The organism is Altererythrobacter chaiwopuensis, from assembly GCF_054957735.1.
This window is the reverse complement of the sequence record NZ_JBTXJF010000001.1, coordinates 1,250,104-1,271,751: the sequence shown is the minus strand read 5'-3', so window position 1 is coordinate 1,271,751 and position 21,648 is coordinate 1,250,104. Positions and strand designations below refer to the sequence as shown.

Sequence of the window (21,648 nt, the reverse complement as noted above, 5' to 3'; positions counted from 1 at the left end):
TTGGGCATGATCTCGCTTGCTTCGGCAATCCGCGCGGCGTTGCTCACCGCCGATCCGCGCGCCAAGGTCTTCGCTGCGCGCGATGTGGCGCGAAGCTGGCGGCTGGGGCGGCTCGAATGGACTTTCGATGGGGAGATGCCGGACGAACCTGCGCGTCCCGACTGCCCCGAGCTGCTGCCGCCGGGCCGTATGCCCAGACGCGGCAAGGGCGGATCGCAGCGCGCCCGCATAGCCCTGTGGCATTCGCTGGCGCATATCGAATTCGTTGCGATTGACCTTGCGCTCGATATGGCCGGGCGCTTCGGCGCAGAAATGGGGCCGGTTTTCGTTTCCGATTTCCTTTCGGTCGCAGCCGATGAGGCGATGCATTTCGCACTGCTTGAACGCAAGCTTCGCAGTATCGGGAGCCATTACGGCGCGCTGCCGGCACATGGCGGGTTGTGGCAGGCCGCGCACGAGACGCGGCATGATGTCAGCGCCCGGCTTGCGATCGTGTCGATGGTGCTTGAGGCACGCGGCCTTGACGTCACGCCTTCCACGCTCGAGCGGGTGCAAGCGCAGGGCGATGAGCACGGCGCACGGATTCTGAAACGAATCCTTGATGACGAGATTCGCCATGTAGCGATTGGCACCAAGCACTTTATCGCTCGCGCCCGTGCGATGGGCGAATCCCCTCAGGAAAGCTGGCGACACCTGGTTTCGCGCCACTTTCGCGGGGCGGTTAAGCCACCGTTCAACGACTCGGCGCGTCTTGCAGCCGGTCTGTCGCGAGACTTCTATGCCGCTATTGCTTCGTAAATTTTTAGCCCGTTAATCCATCCTCACACGAAAGCGGCAGATCATTTGAGCCGCTTAACGCACGCCGGGGCAAAGAGCCCTTCGGGTTGAACGACAAGAAAAAGCGGGCTCTTCAGTGAGTGCTGCGTTGAGGAACGGGTTTTGATCGGATCGCATATCGGGCAATTCTGCAAGCAGGCGGGCTTTGCGCTTGTTGCTGGTTGTTTTTCGGTGGCCGCAAGCCCGGCATTTGCCAACAGTAATTCTGCCGCAGTCGACATCACCGACACTGTCCGCCAGGCGCAGGATGATTCGCTCATCACCGGCGATCAGGGCTTTCGCCAGCTCTTCGCCAGCTGGGAAGCGCTGGACGCACGCGGTCCGGCTGCGAATACCGTCAAACCGTCCATTTCCGTGCCATCGCGCATGCCGCTTGATGGCGCGCGGCTGACCAGCGATTTCGGGATGCGCACACACCCCGTGCTCGGCGGTCGGCGCAAGCACAAGGGGATTGATCTGGCAGCCCCGACCGGCACGCCGATCTATGCAACTGCTGACGGCATCGTCGATCGTGCCGAATGGTTTTCCACCTACGGCCTGTTTATCGAGATCGATCACGGCGCTAGCCTTGAAACGCGCTATGCCCACATGTCGCGCCTTTTGGTGGCTGAGGGTGAGCGGGTCAAAAAGGGCGACATCATAGGCTACGTGGGATCGACCGGTCGGTCGACCGGCCCGCATCTCCACTATGAAGTGGTCATGTCGGGTATTGCAGTCAATCCAATTCCCTATATGGTCGAATCGCCGGTCCAGCAGCGCTTGGCGAAACTGGCACAGATTTCTGGCGAAGGTGGCCAGGGCGGCGACTAGGCCGCAGCAAGAGTTTCCCGCCTGGAAGCGGGTTCGGACAGAGGAGAGGATGTCCGATAATGGCGGCGGGTTATCCCGCCGCCTTTTTTCTTGTCGTCTTTGGCTAGTTAGCCAGGGTCAGGACCCATTAAGCACGCAGGCGTGGCATCGAAATGACAAAGGCATCGAGCGGAAATGTCCGCCGGAAAGGCTGGTTGCCTTCCCAAGGAGAGTTCTGCTTGAGGTCGAAGTCATTTTGGTGTCCATTCAGGATTTGACCAATTGGCCCCGCTGCAGCGTCGCGGAAGCTTGAAAATGTGATGCATTTCCTGCGCTCCCACTCCTTGCAACAGGGCCAATTGATTCAAACCACGCTCTGCGCGATTAATGGGTCCTGACCCTAAGTTTCCATATGCAACCATACGGCATAAAGTCCGCATGGGGAGAGGACACCGATGCATCCGATCGAACACGCAAGAACGCGCCCAAACCAGCCTGCCGTGATTATGGCCGGAAGCGGCGAAACCATGACCTTCGGCGAAATGGATCGCGAATCGAATCGCTTCGCGCAGATGCTCCGGGCACTTGGGTTGCGGCCAGACGATGCTTTCGCCGTGTTGCTTGAAAACCGGATCGAATTCTACACGCTGATCTGGGGTTCCCAGCGAGCGGGCACGATGCTGGTGCCGATCTCGACGCGGCTGACTGCACCCGAGATCGCCTATATTCTTGAAGACAGCGAGGCCAAGCTGCTGATCACGTCGCGCTACTTTGATGCGGTGTTGCCCGCCGTGCGCGCTGCCTGCCCCGATCTGCCGGTGCTGGTTATGGGGGGTGATGGCGACGACAATTTCGCAGCGGCCCTGGCGGCGCAACCAGCTGAGCCCATAGCTGACCAAACAGCGGGCATGGTGATGCTCTATTCCTCTGGCACAACCGGCCGGCCAAAAGGCATCCGGCCCAAACCACCCGTAGATCCCGATCCGCAGGCAATTGTGCCATTTCTCGGCCTCGCGACAATCGGGGCGGGCATGCCAGCCGACGGCACTATGATCTATCTTTCGCCGGCACCGCTCTATCATGCAGCACCGATCGGATGGTCTTCGGCTGTGCACCGCCTTGGCGGAACAGTGGTCATGATGGAGAAATTCGATCCCGAAGCTGCGCTTGCCGCGATCGAGACATACAAGGTGACCGACAGCCAATGGGTGCCGACACATTTCGTGCGCATGCTCAAATTGCCGGAAGAGATCCGTAGCAAGTATGACCTCTCCAGCCATAAGCGTGCGCTTCACGCAGCTGCGCCATGCCCGATCCCGATCAAACAGCAGATGATCGAATGGTGGGGGCCGATCGTGAATGAGTATTATGCCGGGTCTGAAGGCATCGGCATGACGATGATCCATTCACCTGACTGGCTCACTCACCCGGGCAGTGTCGGGCGCGCAATCCACGGTAAGCTGCATGTTTGCGGCCCCGATGGCGAAGAACTTCCCGCCGGGCAGGACGGGGTGATCTATTTCGAAAACGAGATTCTGCCGACGTATCACAAGGATCCTGCCAAGACGGCTGAAGCCATGCATTCCGAAGGCTGGATGACGCTGGGCGATATCGGCCATCTCGATGAGGACGGCTTCCTCTACCTGACCGATCGCAAGAGCCACATGATCATCTCTGGCGGGGTCAATATCTACCCGCAGGAAATCGAGAACCTGCTGGTGAGCCATGACAAGGTGATGGATGCGGCGGTGATCGGCGCGCCCGATCCGGATCTTGGCGAGAAGGTTGTCGCGGTTGTGCAGCCGGTCGACATGGGTGAAGCCGGCGATGCGCTGGAACAGGAATTGCGCGATTACCTCAGCCCGCAACTGGCCCGGATCAAGATGCCCAAGCTGTTCGATTTCCGGCCCGATCTGCCGCGTGAAGCCAATGGCAAGCTCTACAAGCGCGAACTGCGTGATGAATATGCTGCCAAAGCCCAAGCGGAGGCGTGAGCGTGGCCGATCAAGCAAAGGTTCTGCCGCCCGAGATTGCCCGCGAGGTCATCGATCCGCATTCCTATGCCCAGTGGGATAGCCTGCTCGATACGTTCGACCGGTTGCGCGAAGAGGCGCCTGTGGCGCTGGTCAAGCCCGAGGACGGCAAGCTGTTCGATCCCTTCTGGCTGGTCACCCGCTATGAAGACGTGATGCGCATTTCGAAGGACAATGCCACCTTCCTCAACAATCCGCGCCCGGTGGTGTTCAGTTTCCGCGACGCAATCGAATTCAGTCGCAAGGCAACCGGCTCCAACATGCTGGTCGATTCGCTGGTGGTGTTCGATGCGCCGATCCACCCCAAATATCGCCGGTTGACGCAGGACTGGTTCATGCCGCGCAACCTCCAGAAAATGGAGGGCGAGATCCGCGCCATCGCCAATGCAACGGTGGACCGGCTGGTGGCCGCTGGCGAGGGCGGGGTCGGAGAAAGAGAGGGCGTGGACTTCTGCAAACTCGTCTCGGCGCCTTATCCGCTGCATGTGGTGATGCAGATCCTGGGAGTGCCCGAAGAGGACGAGCAGCGCATGTTGATGCTCACCCAGCAGATGTTCGGCGGGCAGGATGCGGATCTTTCCGGCACCGGCATGCAGAACATGACGCCGGAGCAAGTGGTGCTTCTGGTTGCGGGCGCGGTGAAGAATTTCGAGGAGTATTTTGCCGGGATCGCGCGCGATCGCCGCGCCAACCCTACAGGCGATGTTGCCAGCGTGATTGCCAATGCGACGGTCGATGGCGAGCCCCTGCCTGAGCGCGATATGGCGGGATATTACATCATCGTTGCCACCGCCGGGCATGACACGACCTCGGCTTCCACTGCCGGGGCGATGCAGGCCTTGGCGAAGGACCCGGAGCAATGGGCCAGGGTCAAGGCAGATCGTTCGCTGTTGCCGGGCATCGTCGAGGAAGCGATTCGCTGGACCACGCCGGTGCAGCATTTCATGCGCACAGCAGCGGAAGATGTCGAGCTGGGCGGGCAACAGATCAGGAAGGGCGATTGGCTGATGATCAACTATGTCGCCGCCAATCACGATCCGGCGCAGTTCGCAAATCCGCGCAAGTTCGATGCCAGCCGCTCGCCCAATCGGCACCTGGCGTTCGGTGCGGGCGCACACCAGTGCCTTGGCCTGCACCTTGCCCGGATGGAGATGAAGATCCTGTTCGAAACGCTGCTTGACCGGATCGAGAGCATCGAGCTGGCAGGTGAGCCCAAGCGCGCGACTTCGACCTTTGTCGGCGGGCTGAAAACGCTGCCGTTGAGGTTTGTGGCGAGCTAGTTTGCTAGAAGACGTTCGGCCATCGCGCGCACTTCCGCGCCCATGTCCTCGCGCTCGAGTGCCAGCGCCAGGGTCGCCTCGACGAAGCCGAGTTTGCTGCCGCAATCATAGCGCTTGCCGTCAAACGTAACTGCGTGGAACGGCTGGCTGCCGATCATCTTGGCCATGGCGTCGGTCAGCTGGATTTCGCCGCCCGCGCCTTTCTCTTGCGCTTCGAGCACGCGCATCACTTCGGGTTGCAGGATGTAGCGGCCCGAAATGATCTTGTTCGATGGTGCGTCGGCAACAGGCGGCTTTTCGACCAGGCCCCTTACCTCGGTCAGCGCGCCCATTTCAGCGCCGGGGTCGATCACGCCATAGCTTGAAACATCCTCGCGCGGGACTTCGAGCACGCTGATCAAATTTCCGCCGACTTCATTATAGGCATCGACCATCTGCCTCATGCAGCCTGTGCCGCCAACCTTTCCGATCATCAGCTCATCGGGCAGGAAAATCGCAAAGGGTTCATCCCCCACGATGGCGCGCGCGCACCAGATTGCGTGGCCCAGCCCCAGCGGCACCTGCTGGCGCACGGTGATGATATCGCCCGGCGTTGCCCGCGTCGGTTCGAGCACGCTCAGGTCCTTGCCTCGCTCGCTCAGCGTCTTCTCAAGCTCGTAAGCAATATCGAAATGCTCGACGATTGCCGTCTTGCCGCGCCCGGTGACAAAGATCATCTGTTCGATCCCGGCCTCGCGCGCTTCATCTACGGCATACTGGATCAACGGGCGGTCTACGATTGCCAGCATTTCCTTTGGGATCGCCTTGGTCGCGGGCAGGAACCGCGTGCCTAGCCCGGCGACGGGGAAAACGGCCTTTTTGATCGGTTTGGGTGTGTTCATGACGATGCGGGATAGGGGGCAAATGTTTCACCTGCAAGCATGACTACCTCCAGTTTCATGCGCTTGTTCGTTTGCTCGGCAGCCGAGATTGGCTAAGGGCAGGAAATGGACAAACTCGTCATCCGCGGCGGCAACCGACTCGAAGGCACGATTCCGATTTCCGGGGCCAAGAATGCTGCGCTTACACTCATCCCCTGCGCGCTCCTGACCGAGGAGCCACTGACGCTCAGGAACCTGCCGCGCCTGGCCGATATCGACGGGTTCCAGCACCTGATGAACCAGTTTGGCGTCACCACGGTGATTCAAGGCACGCGGCCAGAGGATTTCGGCCGCGTAATGAGCCTGGAGGCGCCGCGGATCACCTCTTCGGTCGCGCCCTATGATCTGGTGCGCAAGATGCGCGCCTCGATCCTGGTATTGGGCCCGATGCTGGCGCGCATGGGCGAGGCGACGGTGTCGATGCCGGGAGGCTGCGCGATCGGTAATCGCCCGATCGACCTGCATCTCAAGGCGCTCGAGGCTTTCGGTGCCACTATCGAACTTGCACAAGGGTATGTTCGCGCGATTGCGCCCGATGGCGGGCTGCCCGGCGGCGAGTTCGATTTTCCGGTTGTCTCTGTCGGGGCGACCGAGAATGCAGTGATGGCGGCGGTGCTGGCGAACGGCAGCTGCCGCCTGTTCAACGCCGCACGCGAGCCCGAGATTGTCGATTTGTGCAATCTGCTGGTCGCCATGGGGGCGGAGATCGAGGGTATCGGCAGCTCCGATCTTATCATCCACGGGGTCAAGCGGCTGCACGGCGCAACCTATCGCGTGATGCCCGACCGGATCGAGGCTGGCTCTTACGCCTGCGCCGCAGCGATCACCGGCGGCGACGTCCGGCTCGAAGGCGCCAAAGCGGGCGAGATGGCGGCCACCATCCACGCGCTGCGGAATATCGGGGTCGAGGTGGAGGAAGACGCCAAGGGGATCAGGGTTTGTCCCAATGGCAAGCTCAAGGCCACCAATCTCACCACCGCACCCTATCCAGGGCTTGCCACCGACATGCAGGCGCAGCTGATGGCGCTGCTGTGCAAGGCTGAAGGCACCAGCGTGCTCAAGGAAACCATTTTCGAGAACCGCTTCATGCATGTGCCCGAACTGCGGCGCATGGGGGCGGATATCGAAACCGAGGGCCGTACTGCCATCGTCAAAGGGGTCGATCGGCTCACGGGCGCTGAAGTGATGGCGACCGATCTGCGTGCTTCCTTCAGCCTGGTGCTGGCGGGGCTGGCGGCCGAAGGTGAGACCACCGTGCGGCGGCTATACCACCTCGATCGCGGTTACGAGCGGCTGGAGGAGAAGCTGCAGCTGGTGGGCGCAGACATAGAACGGGTGGGCGACGATTGAGCCGATAGAGCGGACCTTTCGCCCCCGCCAGGCGTTGATGGGAGGGGTAACGAAGGAGATCGTATCATGGGACTATTGAAAATCGCTGCCTTGTCGGCACTCGGATATGCCGGATACAAAGCTATCGAAAAGAAGCGGGGCGCCAGTCCGGCTGCTTTCGCCACCGGCCAGACCGGCAATGTGCGCGACGCAGGGCCGGGTGCCATGCGGGACAGTTCTTCGGATACGTGGAACAAGACGGACGAGGAGAGCGACGCAAGCTTTCCGGCCAGCGATCCGCCAGCGAATTACTGACCGCGAAGCTTTGAACGTGGTGCGCAGATAGAACAATCGGAACGTCCCGGCGTTTCGCCCGTAATTCGCATATGGACCAATCAAAACGCACCCATAATTCCGGGATGGGATATCCGCGCTTCTTTGCGATGATCGCAACATCGACTGTTGTCATGTATGCGATCATGTATCTCAACACTTACGAAATTTCCCATGTCTGGTTCAGCCAGACACGGGCGTGGATGGCGCTGCTGATGGGGGCAGTGATGGCGGTAATAATGCTTCTGTTCATGTGGCGGATGTACCACCAGCTTCAGTGGAACCTACTGATCCTGGGCAGCGCGGTAGCGGTGTTCGGCGGATCGCTCTGGTTGGTGCGTAGTCAGGAAACAGTCGGTGATGTCAGCTGGATGAAAGCGATGATCCCGCATCACTCGATCGCCATATTGACCAGCCGCCGGGCAGAAATTTCCGACCCCCGCGTGCGTGCACTCGCTAATGAAATCATTGATGCGCAGGTCAGGGAAATTGACGAAATGGAAAAGCTGATTGCCGACATTCAGGCAAACGGAGACGCACCGGGCCCGCCCGCCCCAGCCAGCTAGGAATTGAAAACCAACCACACCCGGATCGCCCCGGCGAGGCCGGGCGGCGTTTTCGACTTGATCCGCTCTTCATCGATTCGCGCGACGAGTGCGTTGATTGGCAGGCCTTCCGCTTCAGCCGCCGCGCGCAGCATGTCCCAGAACAGCGGCTCAAGGCTGATCGAGGTCTTGTGTCCGGCAATCTCGACCGAGCGCTTGACTGGGGGGTGGTAGGGCGGCGGCTGTGTCACCTGCGCGGTGATAAGGCGCATACCGCCGACTCGCCAGTCAGATTCTCGCGCTTCTCAGACGCAGCGAATTGGTCACGACCGAGATTGACGATGCGCTCATGGCGAAGGCGGCGAACATCGGACTGATCAGTATTCCGAAGTAGGGATAGAGCAATCCGGCCGCCACCGGCACGCCTGCGGCATTGTAGATCAGCGCGAAGAACAGATTCTGGCGGATGTTGCGCATGGTCGCCTTCGAAAGGCGGCGTGCGCGCACGATCCCGTCGAGATTGCCCTTGACCAGCGTTATGCCAGCGCTTTCGATGGCGACATCAGCGCCGGTGCCCATGGCGATCCCGACATCGGCCTGCGCGAGCGCGGGGGCATCATTCACCCCGTCACCGGCCATGGCAACCTTGCGACCTTCCCTCTGAAGCTCCTGGATGATGCGCGCCTTGTCTTCGGGCAGCACGTCGGCGCGGATTTCGTCTATCCCGAGGCGGGCGGCCACCGCTCTGGCGGTGCGTTCGTTGTCACCCGTCGCCATGATGATGCGAAAACCCAGACCATGAAGCGCCTTCAGGGCGTCAGGCGTCGTTTTCTTCACCGGGTCGGCTACGCTGACGAGGCCTGCTACGGCACCCTCCAGCATGACGAACATCACCGTCTCGCCCTGGTCGCGATGGGAATTGGCTTTCTCCGTCAATTCGGCGGCTTCAAGGCCAAGGTCGGTTACCAGCTTCAGATTTCCGAGCGCGACACTCTTGCCATCGACGACGCCCTTCACGCCTTTGCCCGTAACAGCCTCGAAATCGCTGGCCTCGCCGAGCGTCACGCCGCGTTCCTCCGCGCCCGTGACGATTGCCTCGGCAAGCGGATGTTCGGAACCTTTTTCCAGCGTCGCAGCCAGACGCAGCACTTCCGCTTCATCATGACCCGGTTCGGGAAGCACGGCCACCAGCCGGGGCTTGCCCTCGGTCAGCGTCCCGGTCTTGTCGACCATCAGCGTGTCGACTTTTTCAAAACGTTCGAGTGCCTCCGCATTTTTGATCAGCACACCGGCCTGCGCTCCTCGCCCGGTGGCGGTCATGATCGACATCGGCGTCGCGAGGCCAAGCGCGCAGGGGCAGGCAATGATGAGTACAGCAACGGCAGCGATCAGGGCGTATGACATCGCGGGCGCCGGACCCCATATCGACCAGCCGATGAATGCCAGCACGGCGACGGCGATCACGACCGGCACGAACCAGCCCGAAACCTTGTCGGCATATTTCTGGATCGGCGCGCGCGATCGCTGCGCATTGGCAACCATTTCGACGATCTGGGAGAGCATTGTGTCGGCGCCGACACGGGTCGCTTTGATGATGAGACTGCCGGTCCCATTGATTGTCGCCCCGGTAACAGGATCGCCGGCGACTTTCTCGACCGGCAAGGGTTCCCCGCTGATCATGCTTTCATCGACCGAGGAACGCCCGTCGATAACGACACCATCGACCGGTATCTTGTCCCCCGGTCGCACGCGCAGGTGATCGCCTACGCCGACTTGTTCAAGCGGAATTTCTTCCTCGCTGCCGTCGTCGCGGACGATGCGTGCCGTCTTGGGTGCCAGGTCGAGCAAGGCGCGGATCGCCTTGCCGGTTCCCTCACGTGCGCGCAGCTCCATCACCTGACCCAGCAGCACCAGCGTGACTATGACCGCCGCCGCCTCGAAATAGACGCTGACATTGCCCTCTGCATCGCGGAAACCGTCGGGAAATATGCCCGGCGCAAGGACCGCGACGATGCTGAACAGCCAGGCGGCCAACACTCCCATGCCGATCAGCGAGAACATGTTGAGGTTCAGCGTGCGAAATGAATTCCATCCCCGCACGAGGAACGGCCAGCCACACCACAGAACGACCGGCGTGCCGAGCACCAGTTCGATCCAGAGCGTGTTGCGTTCTCCAAAAATATCCCTGACGCCGCCAAGCCCGAGCATGGGCCCCATGGTGAGGACCAGCAGCGGAACAGTAAGGACAGCGCCGATCCAGAAGCGCCGTGTAAAGTCGGCAAGTTCGGGATTACGCCCATGCTCGGCCATGGCTGCGGATTCGAGCTCCAGCCCCATGCCGCAGATCGGGCATGACCCGGGAGTTGGCTGGCGCACCTGCGGATGCATCGGGCAGGTGTAGACCGGGCCCTGATGACCCGGCGGAACCTGATCGTATTTTCCCCCTCTTACCTCGGCGCCTTCAGCGGATGCATGTTGATCGCTGTGGCCGTCACGGGCATCGCCATGTGCCCGCCCATGGCAAGCATGGCTGGCCTCGCTTACGCCTGAAGGTTGGTCGCTATCTGGCATGTTTGGCAAGATAGCGCGGATTGTGGCCCGGCGCCAATTTCTTCAGTCAGGCGCCAGCGCATCAATACATGTGCTGGCCGCCATTGATGCTCAAGGTCGAGCCGGTTACGAAGCCGGCATCCTCGCTGCACAGGAAGGCGACCCCGCGCGCGATTTCATGGGCATGGCCCAACCGGCCCACCGGGATCTTGGCGACGATCTTTTCCAGCACCGGCGGCGGGACGGCGGCGACCATGTCGGTATCGATATAGCCGGGCGCGATGGCGTTGACGGTTACGCCGAACTTCGCGCCTTCCTGTGCCAAGGCCTTGGTAAAGCCGTGGATGCCGCTTTTCGCCGCCGCATAATTGACCTGGCCATACTGGCCAGCCTGTCCGTTGATCGAGCCGATATTGACGATCCGGCCCCAGCCGCGCTCGCGCATGCCGGGGAAGCAGGCCTTGGCCATATTGAAACAGCCGCCCAGATTGATGCGCATCACCTCGTGCCAATCATCGTATGACATCTTGTGCAGCACGCCGTCGCGCGTAATCCCGGCATTGTTTACCACGACATCGATCTGGCCAACTTCTTCTTCAACGCGCTTGCAACCGGCCAGCGCTGCTTCGTGGTCCCCCACGTCCCATTTGTATGAGCGGATCCCGGTATCGGCCTTGAGCTGTTCAGCTGCGGCATCATTGCCGGCATAGTTCGCGACGACCGTGAAGCCATCCGCGTGAAGCCTCTCGCAAATCGCGCGACCGATTCCGCGAGTTCCGCCAGTAACAATTGCAACGCGCGCCATATCCGATTCTCCGTTCCGCAGTATCTGGTTAGAACTAGCGATGCCGTTACGTCAGGGAAATGAAAAACCCCGCCTAAGCGGGGTTTGATCATACGAATTCACGATGTGAAAGCGTCGCCGCGCGATCAGAAGCGGAATTGCGTGCCCACATACACTGCCTGGCTGTCTTGCTCCGAATCGGTCACCGGCCTCAGCCGGTCGCGCTCCTGCGACAGCCGCACGCCCGCAGTCACATCAAGATTGCGGGTGATACGATAGGCGCCGCCAAGATCGAAGGTCTGCGCGCCGAGCGAGTCATAGGTATTCGGCGAACGACCCGCGACCTCTTCGTCTTGCAGTATGATGCGCGGCTGGAAGCGGTTTGGCTTTTCCGGCGCGCTTGAGCGCGACGGTTCGAAACTTGCCAGATCGGGCATTGCTATATCACGCATGCTGCCCGACAGGCCAAGCTGTGGTTCGGGGCGTTTGAAGCTTTGATAGCCGCGTGCCGTACCAAGGTTGAAACGCGTTGCTGCCAGAGCCGTGAGGCCTTCGCCGCCGCCCGGTGCAACATTGAGAACGTTGCGCACGGAAATCGCCCGCGCAGTATCCTGATCAACCCGCACTGCCACCGTTACTGTGCGGTCCCGCTTGATCGCGCTGCCGCTTGGTGTGAAGCGCAGCGCCGAATTGTCAGCCCGCCGCGCCATACGCTGTGCCAGCTGCGGATCAACCGACGCCGGGGTGAATACCGCAAACGGCGAAGATGCGCCGTCGCCAGCCCCATCGGAAAGGGCGGCAACCGCCAGGCCCGCCGAAGGAACGCCAAAAGCCAGGCCAGCAGCTGCCAGCAGCAAGGGCAGCTTGCGCGCCGATCTTGCTGGGTGAACTGTTGCCATGACTGTGACCTTAAACCCTTCTTCCCGTTCGCCAAGACCTTGGCGGGTTAAACCTGATCGAACCTCTAAAGGCTCTGGTTTACTTAAACTCAACCATGCTGAACCGCAGATGACTGCGCATTTCGCAAAAGCCGCGACTCACTATCACAGTTGTGGACAATAGGACCCTTTGGACTTGCCAGGCAATGCCCGCGATCCGTTGCGTGACGTTAGGGCAGCCTTGTGTTGCAATTGGCACACAAGATGGCTCCACGCGCATAAGGCGGCCGTTGGGAATCGCGCCAAGGCAACCGCCTCGTTGCCTGCGTTCAGGAAGGATAAAGCCGCCTTCAGTGCACAAAAGCGGGCATGGCCAGCTGCCTGCGATTGTTTCCCGCCTTGTCGCACGCGCACGGACAGCTATAGAGCCGAAAACGACAATTCCGCTTGAGGACCTTTCACCAATGAGCCTGATCCAGCCCGCCATCCGCCGCACTGCCCAATTCGCGCTCGCCAGCGCGGTGCTGGCGACACTTGCTGCCTGCGGTGGGCGTGAGCGGCCTGAGGCTGACCTTGCTGCGGCGCAGGTCAACACCATTGGGGTGAATTCCTATCTCTGGCGCGCTGCGCTGGAGACTGTCAGCTTTGCTCCGTTACTGCAGGCAGACAGCGCAGGCGGAGTGATTGTGACTGATTGGTATGCGAATCCCACCAACCCGAACGAGCGGGTCAAGGTGACGGTGACGATCCTCGACACCGATCTTCGCGCCGATGCGCTGCGCGTGGCTGCCAGCCGCCAGGTGGCGCAGGGTGGTGGCTGGGTCGATGCCCCGGTGCAGGCGGCCACTGTGCAGAAGCTGGAGGACATCATCCTTACCAAGGCCCGCGAACTGCGCCGGCAGACGCTCGCTTCCTGATTTGCCCGTCAGCGCCTGCGAACTTTGCGGGCCAGCCTGTCATCCGCCAAACCGGCGATGAAAGGCCAGTTCTTGATGCGAACGCGCTTCCAATCGCGCCCGAAATCCCTAACAGGTTGGCCATGACCGATACCCGTTTCGATCCATCGCAAGCCGATGCCCGCTGGCAGCGAGCCTGGGAGGAGGCAGGCACGTTCCACGCCGACAGCAATTCGCCCAGGCCGAAAAGCTATGTGCTCGAGATGTTTCCCTATCCTTCGGGCCGGATCCACATGGGCCATGTGCGCAACTACACCATGGGTGACGTGCTGGCGCGCTACAAGAAGATGCGCGGGTACGAGGTCCTTCATCCGATGGGCTGGGATGCCTTCGGCATGCCAGCGGAAAATGCCGCGATGGAAAAGGGCGTGCATCCGGGCGGCTGGACGCGCGAGAATATCGCCAACATGAAAGCGCAGCTGAAGCGGATCGGCTTCGCGCTCGACTGGAGCCGTGAATTCGCCACCTGCGATCCCGAATATTACGGCCACGAACAGGCGTTGTTCCTCGATCTGTACGAGGCGGGGCTGGTTTATCGCAAGGAATCGACCGTCAACTGGGACCCGGTTGACATGACCGTGCTTGCCAACGAGCAGGTGATTGACGGCAAGGGCTGGCGCTCGGGAGCCGAGGTCGAGAAGCGCAAGCTCAATCAGTGGTTCCTCAAGATCACCGATTTCGCCGAGGACCTGCTCGACGGGCTCGGTGCGCTCGAAAACTGGCCTGACAAGGTCAAGCTGATGCAGGAAAACTGGATCGGTAAATCGAGCGGCCTCGAATTCAGCTTCGAGCTTTCGAATGGCGAAAGCCTGCCGGTCTATTCGACCAGGCCGGACACGATCTTCGGCGCAAGCTTCGTTGCGGTCGCCGCCGACCATCCTCTGGCGCAGTCGGCCGCGATGAACAACTGCGACGCGGCGAAGTTCATCGAACAATGCAAGCGCGGCGGCACCACTGCTGCTGAGCTGGAAACCGCCGAGAAGCTCGGTTTCGATACCGGCATCGGCGCTAAACACCCCTTTACCGGGAAGCATTTGCCGGTGTTCATCGCCAATTTCGTGCTGATGGATTACGGCACCGGCGCGGTGATGGGCGTGCCGGGACATGACCAGCGCGACTTCGAGTTTGCAGCCAAATACAACCTACCGATCGTGCGCGTAATCGCCGCCTCGCCCGAGGCTGCAGGCGAACCGCTGAACGAGGCTGACACTGGCGACGGAGTGTGCGTCAATTCGGACTTTCTCGACGGGATGAGCGTCGAGAAAGCCAAGGATGCGGTGAACGCACGCGCTGAAAGCGAAGGCTGGGGCCGGGGGACAACGGTGTGGCGTCTGCGCGATTGGGGCGTTTCGCGCCAGCGCTATTGGGGAACGCCGATCCCGTTCATCCATTGCCAGGCATGCGGCGTGGTGCCTGCACCCAAGGACAGCCTGCCGATCACACTGCCCGATGATGTCGATTTCAAGACGCCGGGCAATCCGCTGCTGCGCCACCCGACGTGGAAGCACACGACCTGCCCGAAATGCGGCGGCGCTGCCGAGCGCGAGACCGATACGCTCGATACTTTCGTCGATTCGAGCTGGTATTTCCTGCGCTTCGCCAGCCAGCCGGCGGACAAGCCCTTCGACCGCGAGGAGGTCGCCAAATGGCTGCCGGTCGAGCAATATATCGGCGGGATCGAGCACGCGATCCTGCACCTGCTCTATGCCCGCTTCTGGACCCGCGCCCTGCAGCATATCGGCCAGCTCGATTTTGCCGAACCGTTCGGCAGCCTGTTCACACAAGGCATGGTCACGCACGAGACCTATTCGCGGCGGACCGATGGCCGCACCACCTATTTCCTGCCGGCTGAGGTCGAGCGCAGCGGCAATGGCGCGGTGCTGAGGGACGATGGCCAGCCGGTCGAGATCGGCCGCGTCATCAAGATGTCGAAGTCGAAGAAGAACACCGTCGACCCCGACAATATCATCGACACCTATGGCGCCGACGCGGCGCGCTGGTTCATGCTTTCCGACAGCCCGCCCGAACGCGATCTGCCATGGTCGGAAGCCGGGATCGAAGGCTGCGGGCGATTCGTGCAGCGGCTGTGGCGGCTGTTCGGGCAATATGACCCCGCTGCGCAAGGCGAGGACGCCCAGTACGACAAGCCATTGTCGCGCAAGCTGCACCAGACCATTGCCGCCGTGGCCGAAGACATCGAAGCGCTCAATTTCAACAAGGCTGTCGCGCGGATATACGAGCTGACGACGGCTGCGGAGAAAGCCCAGCCTTCCGCCGCGCGCAGCGAAGCGATTGCCGGGTTGATGCTGCTTTCCTCACCGATGATGCCGCACCTTGCGGAAGAGGCATGGGAACGCGCCGGGTTTGCCAAGAATTCCGGCGGCCTGATCGCCGAGGCAAGCTGGCCCGAGTATGATCCGGCGCTGCTGGTGGAGGATGAAGTCACCATCGCGGTGCAAGTGAACGGGAAGCTGCGCGACACGGAAGTTGTCGCAAAGGGCACCGATCGAGCTGAACTTGAGGCGATCGCTGTTGCCAATACCAAGGTTCAGGCCATTTTGTCCGGGGCCTCACCAAAGAAGATCATTGTGGTCCCTGACCGGCTGGTCAATATTGTGACATGATGCGTGCCCTGTTTGCCAGCCTTGCCCTGATGGCGCTTTCCGCTTGCGGGCTTCAGCCGATGTATGCGGGCAGCGGCGGCGCAGCGGTGGCTGGGGGGCTGGCAGCGGTTGAGGTTGCCCCGATTCCGGGCCGCGATGGCTGGCTGGTGCGCAATGCCCTCAATGATCGGCTGCACGTAACCGGGCCAGGCACTGCGCCGCGCTATCGCCTCGATGTCCGGCTCGACGATTCGCTCGAAGCGCTGGGCGTGCTCAACGATGACACGATCAGCCGCGAACGCCGCATCCTGCGCGCCCGCTATCAGCTGGTTGACATCACCAGCGGCGCAATCCTGCTGGATGCCAGCGCTGGATCGGATGCCGGGATTGACGTTGTGTCCAGCGAATACGCCACCATCGCGGCCGAACAGACTGCGCTGGAAAATCTCGCCCGCGATGTGGCTGAACGGATGGTGCGGCAAGTGGCATTGACCTTGCGCCAGGCCGGCCAGGCGCAATGAAGGCCACCCAGCGCGACTTTGCCTCCACCGCGCGCCGCGCTGCTGAACAATGCGGCATCTTCTTCTTCTGCGGACCTGACGAAGCGGGCGCCTCTGCGGCGGCGCAAAGCATCCTGCAGCTGCTGCCGCAGCCCAGCGAACGAGTGGAGATTTCAGGCGCCGATTTGCGCAAGGACCCGGCGCTGCTGGGTGATGAGGCGCGCTCGGGCTCGCTGTTTGGTGACAAGCGCCATATTTTTGTGCGGGCCAATGGCGATGAAGCGCACGATGCGCTGCAGGTGTTGATCGAGACCAGCGAAGGTGGCGCCGGTGAAGCGGCGCCAGTGCTGGTGGTGGCGACATCGGCAACCGACAAATCGCGCACCGCCAAGTTGCTGGAGAAACGCAAGGACGCGCTGGTGGCGATGTTCTGGCCGCCCGATCTGCAATCGGTTTCTGCCTCGGTGCGGCAGATGGCGGATGCGGCGGGGCTAAGGTTGGGCGGAGATCTGGCAGAGCGGATCGCGCGGGCCGCCGGTCTGGATGTGCGGCTGGCACAGTCTGAAATCACCAAGCTGGCGACTTATTGCGATGCTTCGCCGCAATCACCGCGTCAGCTGACCATTGAAGATCTCGACGCGGTGGGAGCTGCGACTGAGGAAGACGGCTTCATGCCGCTTGTCAATGCCGTGCTCAAGGGCGACACTGGGCGGCTTGACCGCGAACTCAGGCGAATGCGCGAACACGGACTGAACCCGGTCGGTGTGTTGCTGGCGGTTGAACGCCGGGCTGCACAACTGGCTCAGATCGCCGCACAGCTCGGCCCGCGCGGTTCGCTCGACGGGCTCGATCGAGGAGCCAAGGCCCGGCTTGGTATCTTCTTTCGTGACGAGCGCGATATTCGCGACCAGCTGCAATGCTGGCACAGGCGCAAACTCGAACGGCTCGGCCCGCGGCTGATGCAAATGCATCGACAGTTGCTGGGCAACAGCCAGGCGGCGGAATTGCTGCTGGCCCAGGGTCTGACCGATATCGCCCGTTTCGCCGCGCGGCGATAGGCTGCTCTATTGATCCTGATCGCTGTCCGCAGCGCCGCCGCCAGCTTTCTGCGAGACAGTGAAAGTGCCGGTTACGCGCCCGCTCGAATTCTCGCCCGACGAGGCACCTTTGCCGTCAACGCTGGCGCGGCCGGAGGTGAGGTCGATCGTCAGCCGGCCACCTGAAAGCGTATCGCCATTGCGGCGCAACTCGACATTGCCAGCCATGGTGATCAGCCGCCGCTCAAGGTCATAGACGGCCACATCGCCGCGTGCGGTTTCATTGCCGCGCGTCACATTGACCCCGCCAGTAGCGGTGATGCGCGAAATCGAAAGATCGCCCTGGTCGCTGTAATCAACCAGCATGCGCTGCGAACGCACGCGCAGCCCGGCCTGGGTCACGTTAACACCGCCGATAAGCACGACGCGGTTCTGGCGGTCCTCGACACTGATGTCGCCGGCATCGAATTGCACCGGCGCATTTGAATCATGGCGCGAGAAAGCCTGTGCGTTGAGCTGCATCCCGCCAAACGCCACCAGCGTAAGGGCAAAGCCGGCGATGGCTGAACGTGCAGCAGTGGGGATAAGTGAACGGTTCATCACGGCTTCCTCAATTCGCCCGGCCGCATTCTTAGCCGGGCATTGCCCTTCAGGGAAAATACGCGCTTGTCGATATCGACGGTCATTCGATCAGCTGAAAATGTGCCGGCGGGGACTTCGCCTTCGACGCCCCCCTCGCCGGTTATCTGGCGCGAGGCCAGGTCAACCGATACACCCCGCGTGACCATCGAATAGCCGTCTGCGGCCGACAGGCGTAAAGCGCCATCGATTGTCATGACTTCGCGGTCAATGTCATAGGCGCCGGCCTCAGCGCTGATCCGCGCTGGCCCGTCGCGCAGCAGGATCTGCGCCTCAAGGTCGCGCATGCGCACGATACCTTCGGAGTTTGAGCGTTGCACGGCATCCCCCGCAGTCAGCGAAAAGGGGCGCCCGGAATCGTCTTCGCCGCGGTACATCGCATTACTGACGGAAAGCCGCTCGTCGATCATGGCCACCTTGTTGCGATCAAGCAGGAAACTCACTTCGCTTCCCGGGCCAAGCGGGGTGATAACCATCAGAGCCGCGATCACGCCCACTGCCATCGGCAGGAAACGAGCCAGAAAGCGCACCAGCCGATCATGCGAGCCGCCCGGCGCGGCAAAGTGCTGGCGCTGGCTGCGCAGCTCCTTCGCTTCGCTGGTTTCGATTCGCGGGTGGATCGACATGTCTGGGACTATACGCCTCCGCGCATCACTCGTGGCTGAATATATCGCTGTCTGGCCAGCCGGCCAGATCGAGCCGCGCACGGGTGGGCAGGAAGTCGAAACAGGCCTGGGCAATTTCCATCCGCCCCTCACGCTCGAGCCGCTTGACCAGCTCGTCACGCAGGCGGTGCAGGAAGCGCACGTCAGAGGCGGCATAATCGCGCTGTGCGTCGCTCAGATCAGGGCCGCCCCAGTCGCTCGACTGTTGCACTTTCGAGAGGTTTTCGCCGAGCAGTTCCTCGACCAGCATCTTGAGCCCGTGCCGATCGGTATAGGTGCGCACCAGCTTGCTGGCGATCTTGGTGCAGAATACCGGCGCGGCCATCACGCCCAGGTAATGTTCGATCGCGGCAAGATCGAAGCGGCCAAAATGGAACAGCTTCAGCCGGTTCGGATCGCCCAGCACCGCCTTGAGATTCGGCGCGTCATAGGCGCTGCCAGGCCCGAAGCGCACCAGATGCTCGTCGCCGCTGCCATCGCTCAGTTGCACCACACACAGCCGGTCACGGTGCGTTATCAGCCCCATGGTTTCGGTATCGACCGCGATCGGACCTTCGCCCAGCACACCTGCAGGCAGGTCTTCTTCATGAAAATATACAGCCATATCCAGCGGCTTTAGGCGCATTGGGGATTTGAGGGAAGGGTGTCTGGCCACCGCCATGACGGCAAGGTATCGCTGACGTATGAACGAGGCGATCTCTGCGAGCTGGCGGACCGCGCTGGAGCCGGCACTGGCAACGCCCGAGGCGCGGCGGCTGGGCGGGTGGCTTCGGTCTGAGGAAGATCGCGGCAAGATAGTTTACCCACCGCGCGGCGAGCGGCTTGCCGCGCTCGCAATGACCCCGCTTGAACAGGTGCGCGTAGTGATATTGGGGCAGGATCCCTATCACGGGCCAGGCCAGGCGCACGGGCTCGCCTTTTCGGTGCGTGACGGCGTGCGGCTGCCGCCTTCGCTGGTCAACATCTACAAGGAAATCGAGAGCGATCTGGGCATACGCCCACAGCCGGGCGGCAATCTTGAGCGCTGGGCGAAACAGGGCGTGCTGCTCCTGAACAACACGCTCACGGTCGAAGCCGGGCAAGCGGGCAGCCATGCCGGGCGCGGCTGGGATGCGATCACCGATGCCTGCATTGCGGCAGTGGTCGAACAGGGCCTGCCTACAGTGTTTATCCTGTGGGGAAGCCACGCGCAGAAGAAGGCGAGCCGGGTCAAGGGATTGGGTGAGGGCGATAATCACCTGCTGATTGCCAGCCCGCATCCAAGCCCGCTTTCCGCGCATCGCGGCTTTTTCGGTTCGCGCCCTTTCAGCCAGGCCAATGCTTTTCTCGAGCGGCACGGGCGCGGCATCATCGAGTGGTAGGAATGCGGCTGGTTTCTTCCGTCTGGCCACGAGACACTTGGCGCGCGCGCGATCTGCTGCCACATTCGCATATGAAAACAGGAGGATGTCGATGAAACCTCTCGCCGCGGTCGCCATCATGCTGGCAGCCACAAGTGCGATTATTCCCGCCCCGCTTGGTGCTTCGAGCGACCGCCAGGCAATGCAATCGGAACTTGAAGGCAAGCCAGGCGATCAGGAACAGCGCGCCACCGCGCTGCGCGAAGCAGTGGTGGCGGTGGATTACTGGCTCGATCAGGCCCGCCAGTATTCGCGCATCCCGGCGCTGTCGGTAGCGCTGGTCAATGGCCAACAGACGGTTTGGTCGAAAGGCTACGGCTATACCGATCGCGCGATGAGGCAGCCTGCCACTGCCGACACGATCTATTCGATCTGTTCGATTTCGAAGCTGTTCACTGCGGTTGCCTTCATGCAGCAATGGGAGAAAGGAACGGTCCGGCTGGATGAGCCGGTTCGCACCTATCTGCCCTGGGCGCAATTCGCACCCGATCAGCGTGATAGTATGCCAGTGACCATGCGCGGGCTGCTCACCCATTCTGCAGGCCTTCCGCGCGAGGCGGTCAAACCCTATTGGACCGGGCCGGATTTCCTGTTCCCTAGCCAGGATGAAATTCATGCCGGGGTGGCAGGACAGCATCTGCTCTATCCTGCGTCCACGACGTTCCAGTATTCGAACCTTGGGCTTACGCTGGTGGGCGAAACGGTGGAAAAGGTCACAGGCACGCCATATGGCGAATATGTCAGCACCAATATCCTTGCGCCGCTGGAAATGAACAACACCCGACCGTTCGTTCCGACAGGGCTTTATGGCAAGCAGCTGGCGGTTGGCTGGGGCTCGCTCGAACCCGATGGCACTCGCCCGCGCGTGAAGCTGTTTGATGCCAAGGGAATCAATCCGGCAGCGGGGTATAGCTCGACCGTAGAGGATCTCGCCAAGTTCGCTCGATGGCAGTTCCGCCTGCTCCAAAGCGGCCAGCCCGAGTTGCTGCGTGCCTCCACCCTGCTCGAGATGCACCGGGTGCATTACATCACTCCGGATCGCCGGACCAGCTGGGGGCTCGGCTTTGCCAACTATCAGATGGATGGGCGCGAAATGGTTGGCCATAGCGGTTCGTGCCCCGGCTATCGCAGCTCGCTGCTGATTGATCCGTCAGCGCAAATGGCAGTTGCCGTGGCCATCAATGCGATGGACGATTCGACCGTCCTTGCACGTGCAGTTGGCGCCTTGGTAGTGGTGAGGTTGGCCACGTCGGCGTTTGAACCACCGGCAAGCGGAGCGGTTGATCTGCGCGACTATGTAGGCATCTATAACGGCCAGCCGTGGGGTGCGGATTTCGCCATGCTGCCGTGGGCAGGCGGGCTGGTGGGCATTGAGGCCGGCTCGCGTGGCCCATTCGACACGATGGATCGCTTCAAGCCGCTGGGAGATGACCGGTTCCGTGTCGTTACCAGCAGCGGCGAAGAACGCGATATCGTGACTTTCCATCGCGATGCATCAGGCAAAGTCACCCGGATGGAACGTTTCGGGCAGTTCACCCCGCGCAGGAGCTCCGCCAGATGATTCAGCCAT

At 61.6% G+C, this 21,648-nt stretch carries 21 protein-coding genes; 13 read left to right on the top strand and 8 right to left on the bottom strand.

Annotated features, from left to right (window positions below):
* The first annotated feature begins 6 nt into the window (after positions 1–6).
* The 4 genes from ACX3VQ_RS06150 (at position 7) to ACX3VQ_RS06135 (ending at position 4,939) form a co-directional block, all read left to right on the top strand.
* The gene (locus ACX3VQ_RS06150; RefSeq protein WP_462580023.1) at positions 7–798 is read left to right on the top strand and encodes a ferritin-like domain-containing protein; all 792 of its coding nucleotides are present in this window, start codon (positions 7–9) and stop codon (positions 796–798) included.
* Positions 799–939: 141 nt separating this feature from the next.
* Positions 940–1,647 (top strand): M23 family metallopeptidase, encoded by a 708-nt coding sequence (locus ACX3VQ_RS06145; protein ID WP_462580022.1) that lies wholly within the window; start codon positions 940–942, stop codon positions 1,645–1,647.
* Between the two features lie 434 nt (positions 1,648–2,081).
* The gene (locus tag ACX3VQ_RS06140) at positions 2,082–3,620 is read left to right on the top strand and encodes an acyl-CoA synthetase (RefSeq protein ID WP_462580021.1); all 1,539 of its coding nucleotides are present in this window, start codon (positions 2,082–2,084) and stop codon (positions 3,618–3,620) included.
* 2 nt (positions 3,621–3,622) lie between these two features.
* On the top strand, positions 3,623–4,939 hold the full coding sequence (locus tag ACX3VQ_RS06135; RefSeq protein ID WP_462580020.1) for a cytochrome P450: 1,317 nt from the start codon (positions 3,623–3,625) through the stop codon (positions 4,937–4,939).
* Here ACX3VQ_RS06135 and galU read toward each other — a convergent pair.
* Positions 4,936–5,820 carry a UTP--glucose-1-phosphate uridylyltransferase GalU gene (gene galU / locus ACX3VQ_RS06130; protein WP_462580019.1) on the bottom strand — a complete coding sequence of 295 codons (885 nt, stop codon included), beginning with the start codon at positions 5,818–5,820 and terminating at the stop codon, positions 4,936–4,938. The genes ACX3VQ_RS06135 and galU overlap by 4 nt on opposite strands.
* Positions 5,821–5,925: 105 nt before the next feature.
* On the opposite strand from galU, the gene murA reads away from it, so the two are divergent.
* The 3 genes from murA to ACX3VQ_RS06115 all read left to right on the top strand — a co-directional run bounded on the left by murA (position 5,926) and on the right by ACX3VQ_RS06115 (position 8,087).
* Entirely contained in the window at positions 5,926–7,209 is a 1,284-nt protein-coding gene (gene murA / locus ACX3VQ_RS06125) for a UDP-N-acetylglucosamine 1-carboxyvinyltransferase (protein WP_462580018.1), read from the top strand.
* Positions 7,210–7,275: 66 nt separating this feature from the next.
* Positions 7,276–7,503, top strand: coding sequence for a hypothetical protein (locus ACX3VQ_RS06120; RefSeq protein ID WP_462580017.1), 228 nt, complete (start codon positions 7,276–7,278; stop codon positions 7,501–7,503).
* 71 nt (positions 7,504–7,574) lie between these two features.
* Complete coding sequence (locus ACX3VQ_RS06115; RefSeq protein WP_462570983.1) at positions 7,575–8,087, top strand: DUF305 domain-containing protein; 513 nt, start codon at positions 7,575–7,577, stop codon at positions 8,085–8,087.
* Here ACX3VQ_RS06115 and ACX3VQ_RS06110 read toward each other — a convergent pair.
* From ACX3VQ_RS06110 to ACX3VQ_RS06095, 4 genes are all read right to left on the bottom strand, one after another.
* On the bottom strand, positions 8,084–8,317 hold the full coding sequence (locus tag ACX3VQ_RS06110; protein WP_462580016.1) for a ribbon-helix-helix domain-containing protein: 234 nt from the start codon (positions 8,315–8,317) through the stop codon (positions 8,084–8,086). The two genes, ACX3VQ_RS06115 and ACX3VQ_RS06110, sit on opposite strands and share 4 nt — an antisense overlap.
* A 37-nt stretch (positions 8,318–8,354) precedes the next feature.
* Entirely contained in the window at positions 8,355–10,637 is a 2,283-nt protein-coding gene (locus ACX3VQ_RS06105) for a copper-transporting P-type ATPase (RefSeq protein WP_462580015.1), read from the bottom strand.
* A 61-nt stretch (positions 10,638–10,698) separates the two neighbouring features.
* Positions 10,699–11,421, bottom strand: coding sequence for an acetoacetyl-CoA reductase (phbB, locus tag ACX3VQ_RS06100; protein WP_462580014.1), 723 nt, complete (start codon positions 11,419–11,421; stop codon positions 10,699–10,701).
* Positions 11,422–11,546: 125 nt separating this feature from the next.
* Positions 11,547–12,299 (bottom strand): hypothetical protein, encoded by a 753-nt coding sequence (locus ACX3VQ_RS06095; RefSeq protein ID WP_462580013.1) that lies wholly within the window; start codon positions 12,297–12,299, stop codon positions 11,547–11,549.
* 443 nt (positions 12,300–12,742) lie between these two features.
* On the opposite strand from ACX3VQ_RS06095, the gene ACX3VQ_RS06090 reads away from it, so the two are divergent.
* The 4 genes from ACX3VQ_RS06090 to holA all read left to right on the top strand — a co-directional run bounded on the left by ACX3VQ_RS06090 (position 12,743) and on the right by holA (position 17,395).
* On the top strand, positions 12,743–13,195 hold the full coding sequence (locus tag ACX3VQ_RS06090) for a DUF3576 domain-containing protein (RefSeq protein WP_462570988.1): 453 nt from the start codon (positions 12,743–12,745) through the stop codon (positions 13,193–13,195).
* A 122-nt stretch (positions 13,196–13,317) separates the two neighbouring features.
* Complete coding sequence (leuS, locus tag ACX3VQ_RS06085) at positions 13,318–15,858, top strand: leucine--tRNA ligase (protein WP_462580012.1); 2,541 nt, start codon at positions 13,318–13,320, stop codon at positions 15,856–15,858.
* Complete coding sequence (gene lptE / locus ACX3VQ_RS06080; RefSeq protein ID WP_462580704.1) at positions 15,858–16,358, top strand: LPS assembly lipoprotein LptE; 501 nt, start codon at positions 15,858–15,860, stop codon at positions 16,356–16,358. The genes leuS and lptE overlap by 1 nt, the downstream gene beginning before the upstream one ends.
* Complete coding sequence (gene holA / locus ACX3VQ_RS06075; RefSeq protein ID WP_462580011.1) at positions 16,355–17,395, top strand: DNA polymerase III subunit delta; 1,041 nt, start codon at positions 16,355–16,357, stop codon at positions 17,393–17,395. Before lptE ends, holA begins: the two co-directional genes overlap by 4 nt.
* Positions 17,396–17,401: 6 nt before the next feature.
* Here holA and ACX3VQ_RS06070 read toward each other — a convergent pair whose 3' ends face one another.
* Genes ACX3VQ_RS06070 through ACX3VQ_RS06060 form a run of 3 tightly spaced genes read right to left on the bottom strand, consistent with a single transcriptional unit; the run spans position 17,402 to position 19,282 of the window.
* Entirely contained in the window at positions 17,402–17,974 is a 573-nt protein-coding gene (locus ACX3VQ_RS06070; RefSeq protein ID WP_462580010.1) for an LptA/OstA family protein, read from the bottom strand.
* Entirely contained in the window at positions 17,974–18,639 is a 666-nt protein-coding gene (lptC, locus tag ACX3VQ_RS06065) for an LPS export ABC transporter periplasmic protein LptC (protein ID WP_462570994.1), read from the bottom strand. Before lptC ends, ACX3VQ_RS06070 begins: the two co-directional genes overlap by 1 nt.
* 25 nt (positions 18,640–18,664) lie before the next feature.
* Positions 18,665–19,282 (bottom strand): ribonuclease D, encoded by a 618-nt coding sequence (locus tag ACX3VQ_RS06060; RefSeq protein ID WP_462580009.1) that lies wholly within the window; start codon positions 19,280–19,282, stop codon positions 18,665–18,667.
* Between the two features lie 79 nt (positions 19,283–19,361).
* Between ACX3VQ_RS06060 and ung the strand changes: the two genes are divergently transcribed.
* Positions 19,362–20,039, top strand: a complete 678-nt coding sequence (ung, locus tag ACX3VQ_RS06055) for a uracil-DNA glycosylase (protein ID WP_462572536.1) — start codon at positions 19,362–19,364, stop codon at positions 20,037–20,039.
* 91 nt (positions 20,040–20,130) lie between these two features.
* Positions 20,131–21,639 (top strand): serine hydrolase domain-containing protein, encoded by a 1,509-nt coding sequence (locus ACX3VQ_RS06050; protein WP_462580008.1) that lies wholly within the window; start codon positions 20,131–20,133, stop codon positions 21,637–21,639.
* Positions 21,640–21,648: the final 9 nt, after the last annotated feature.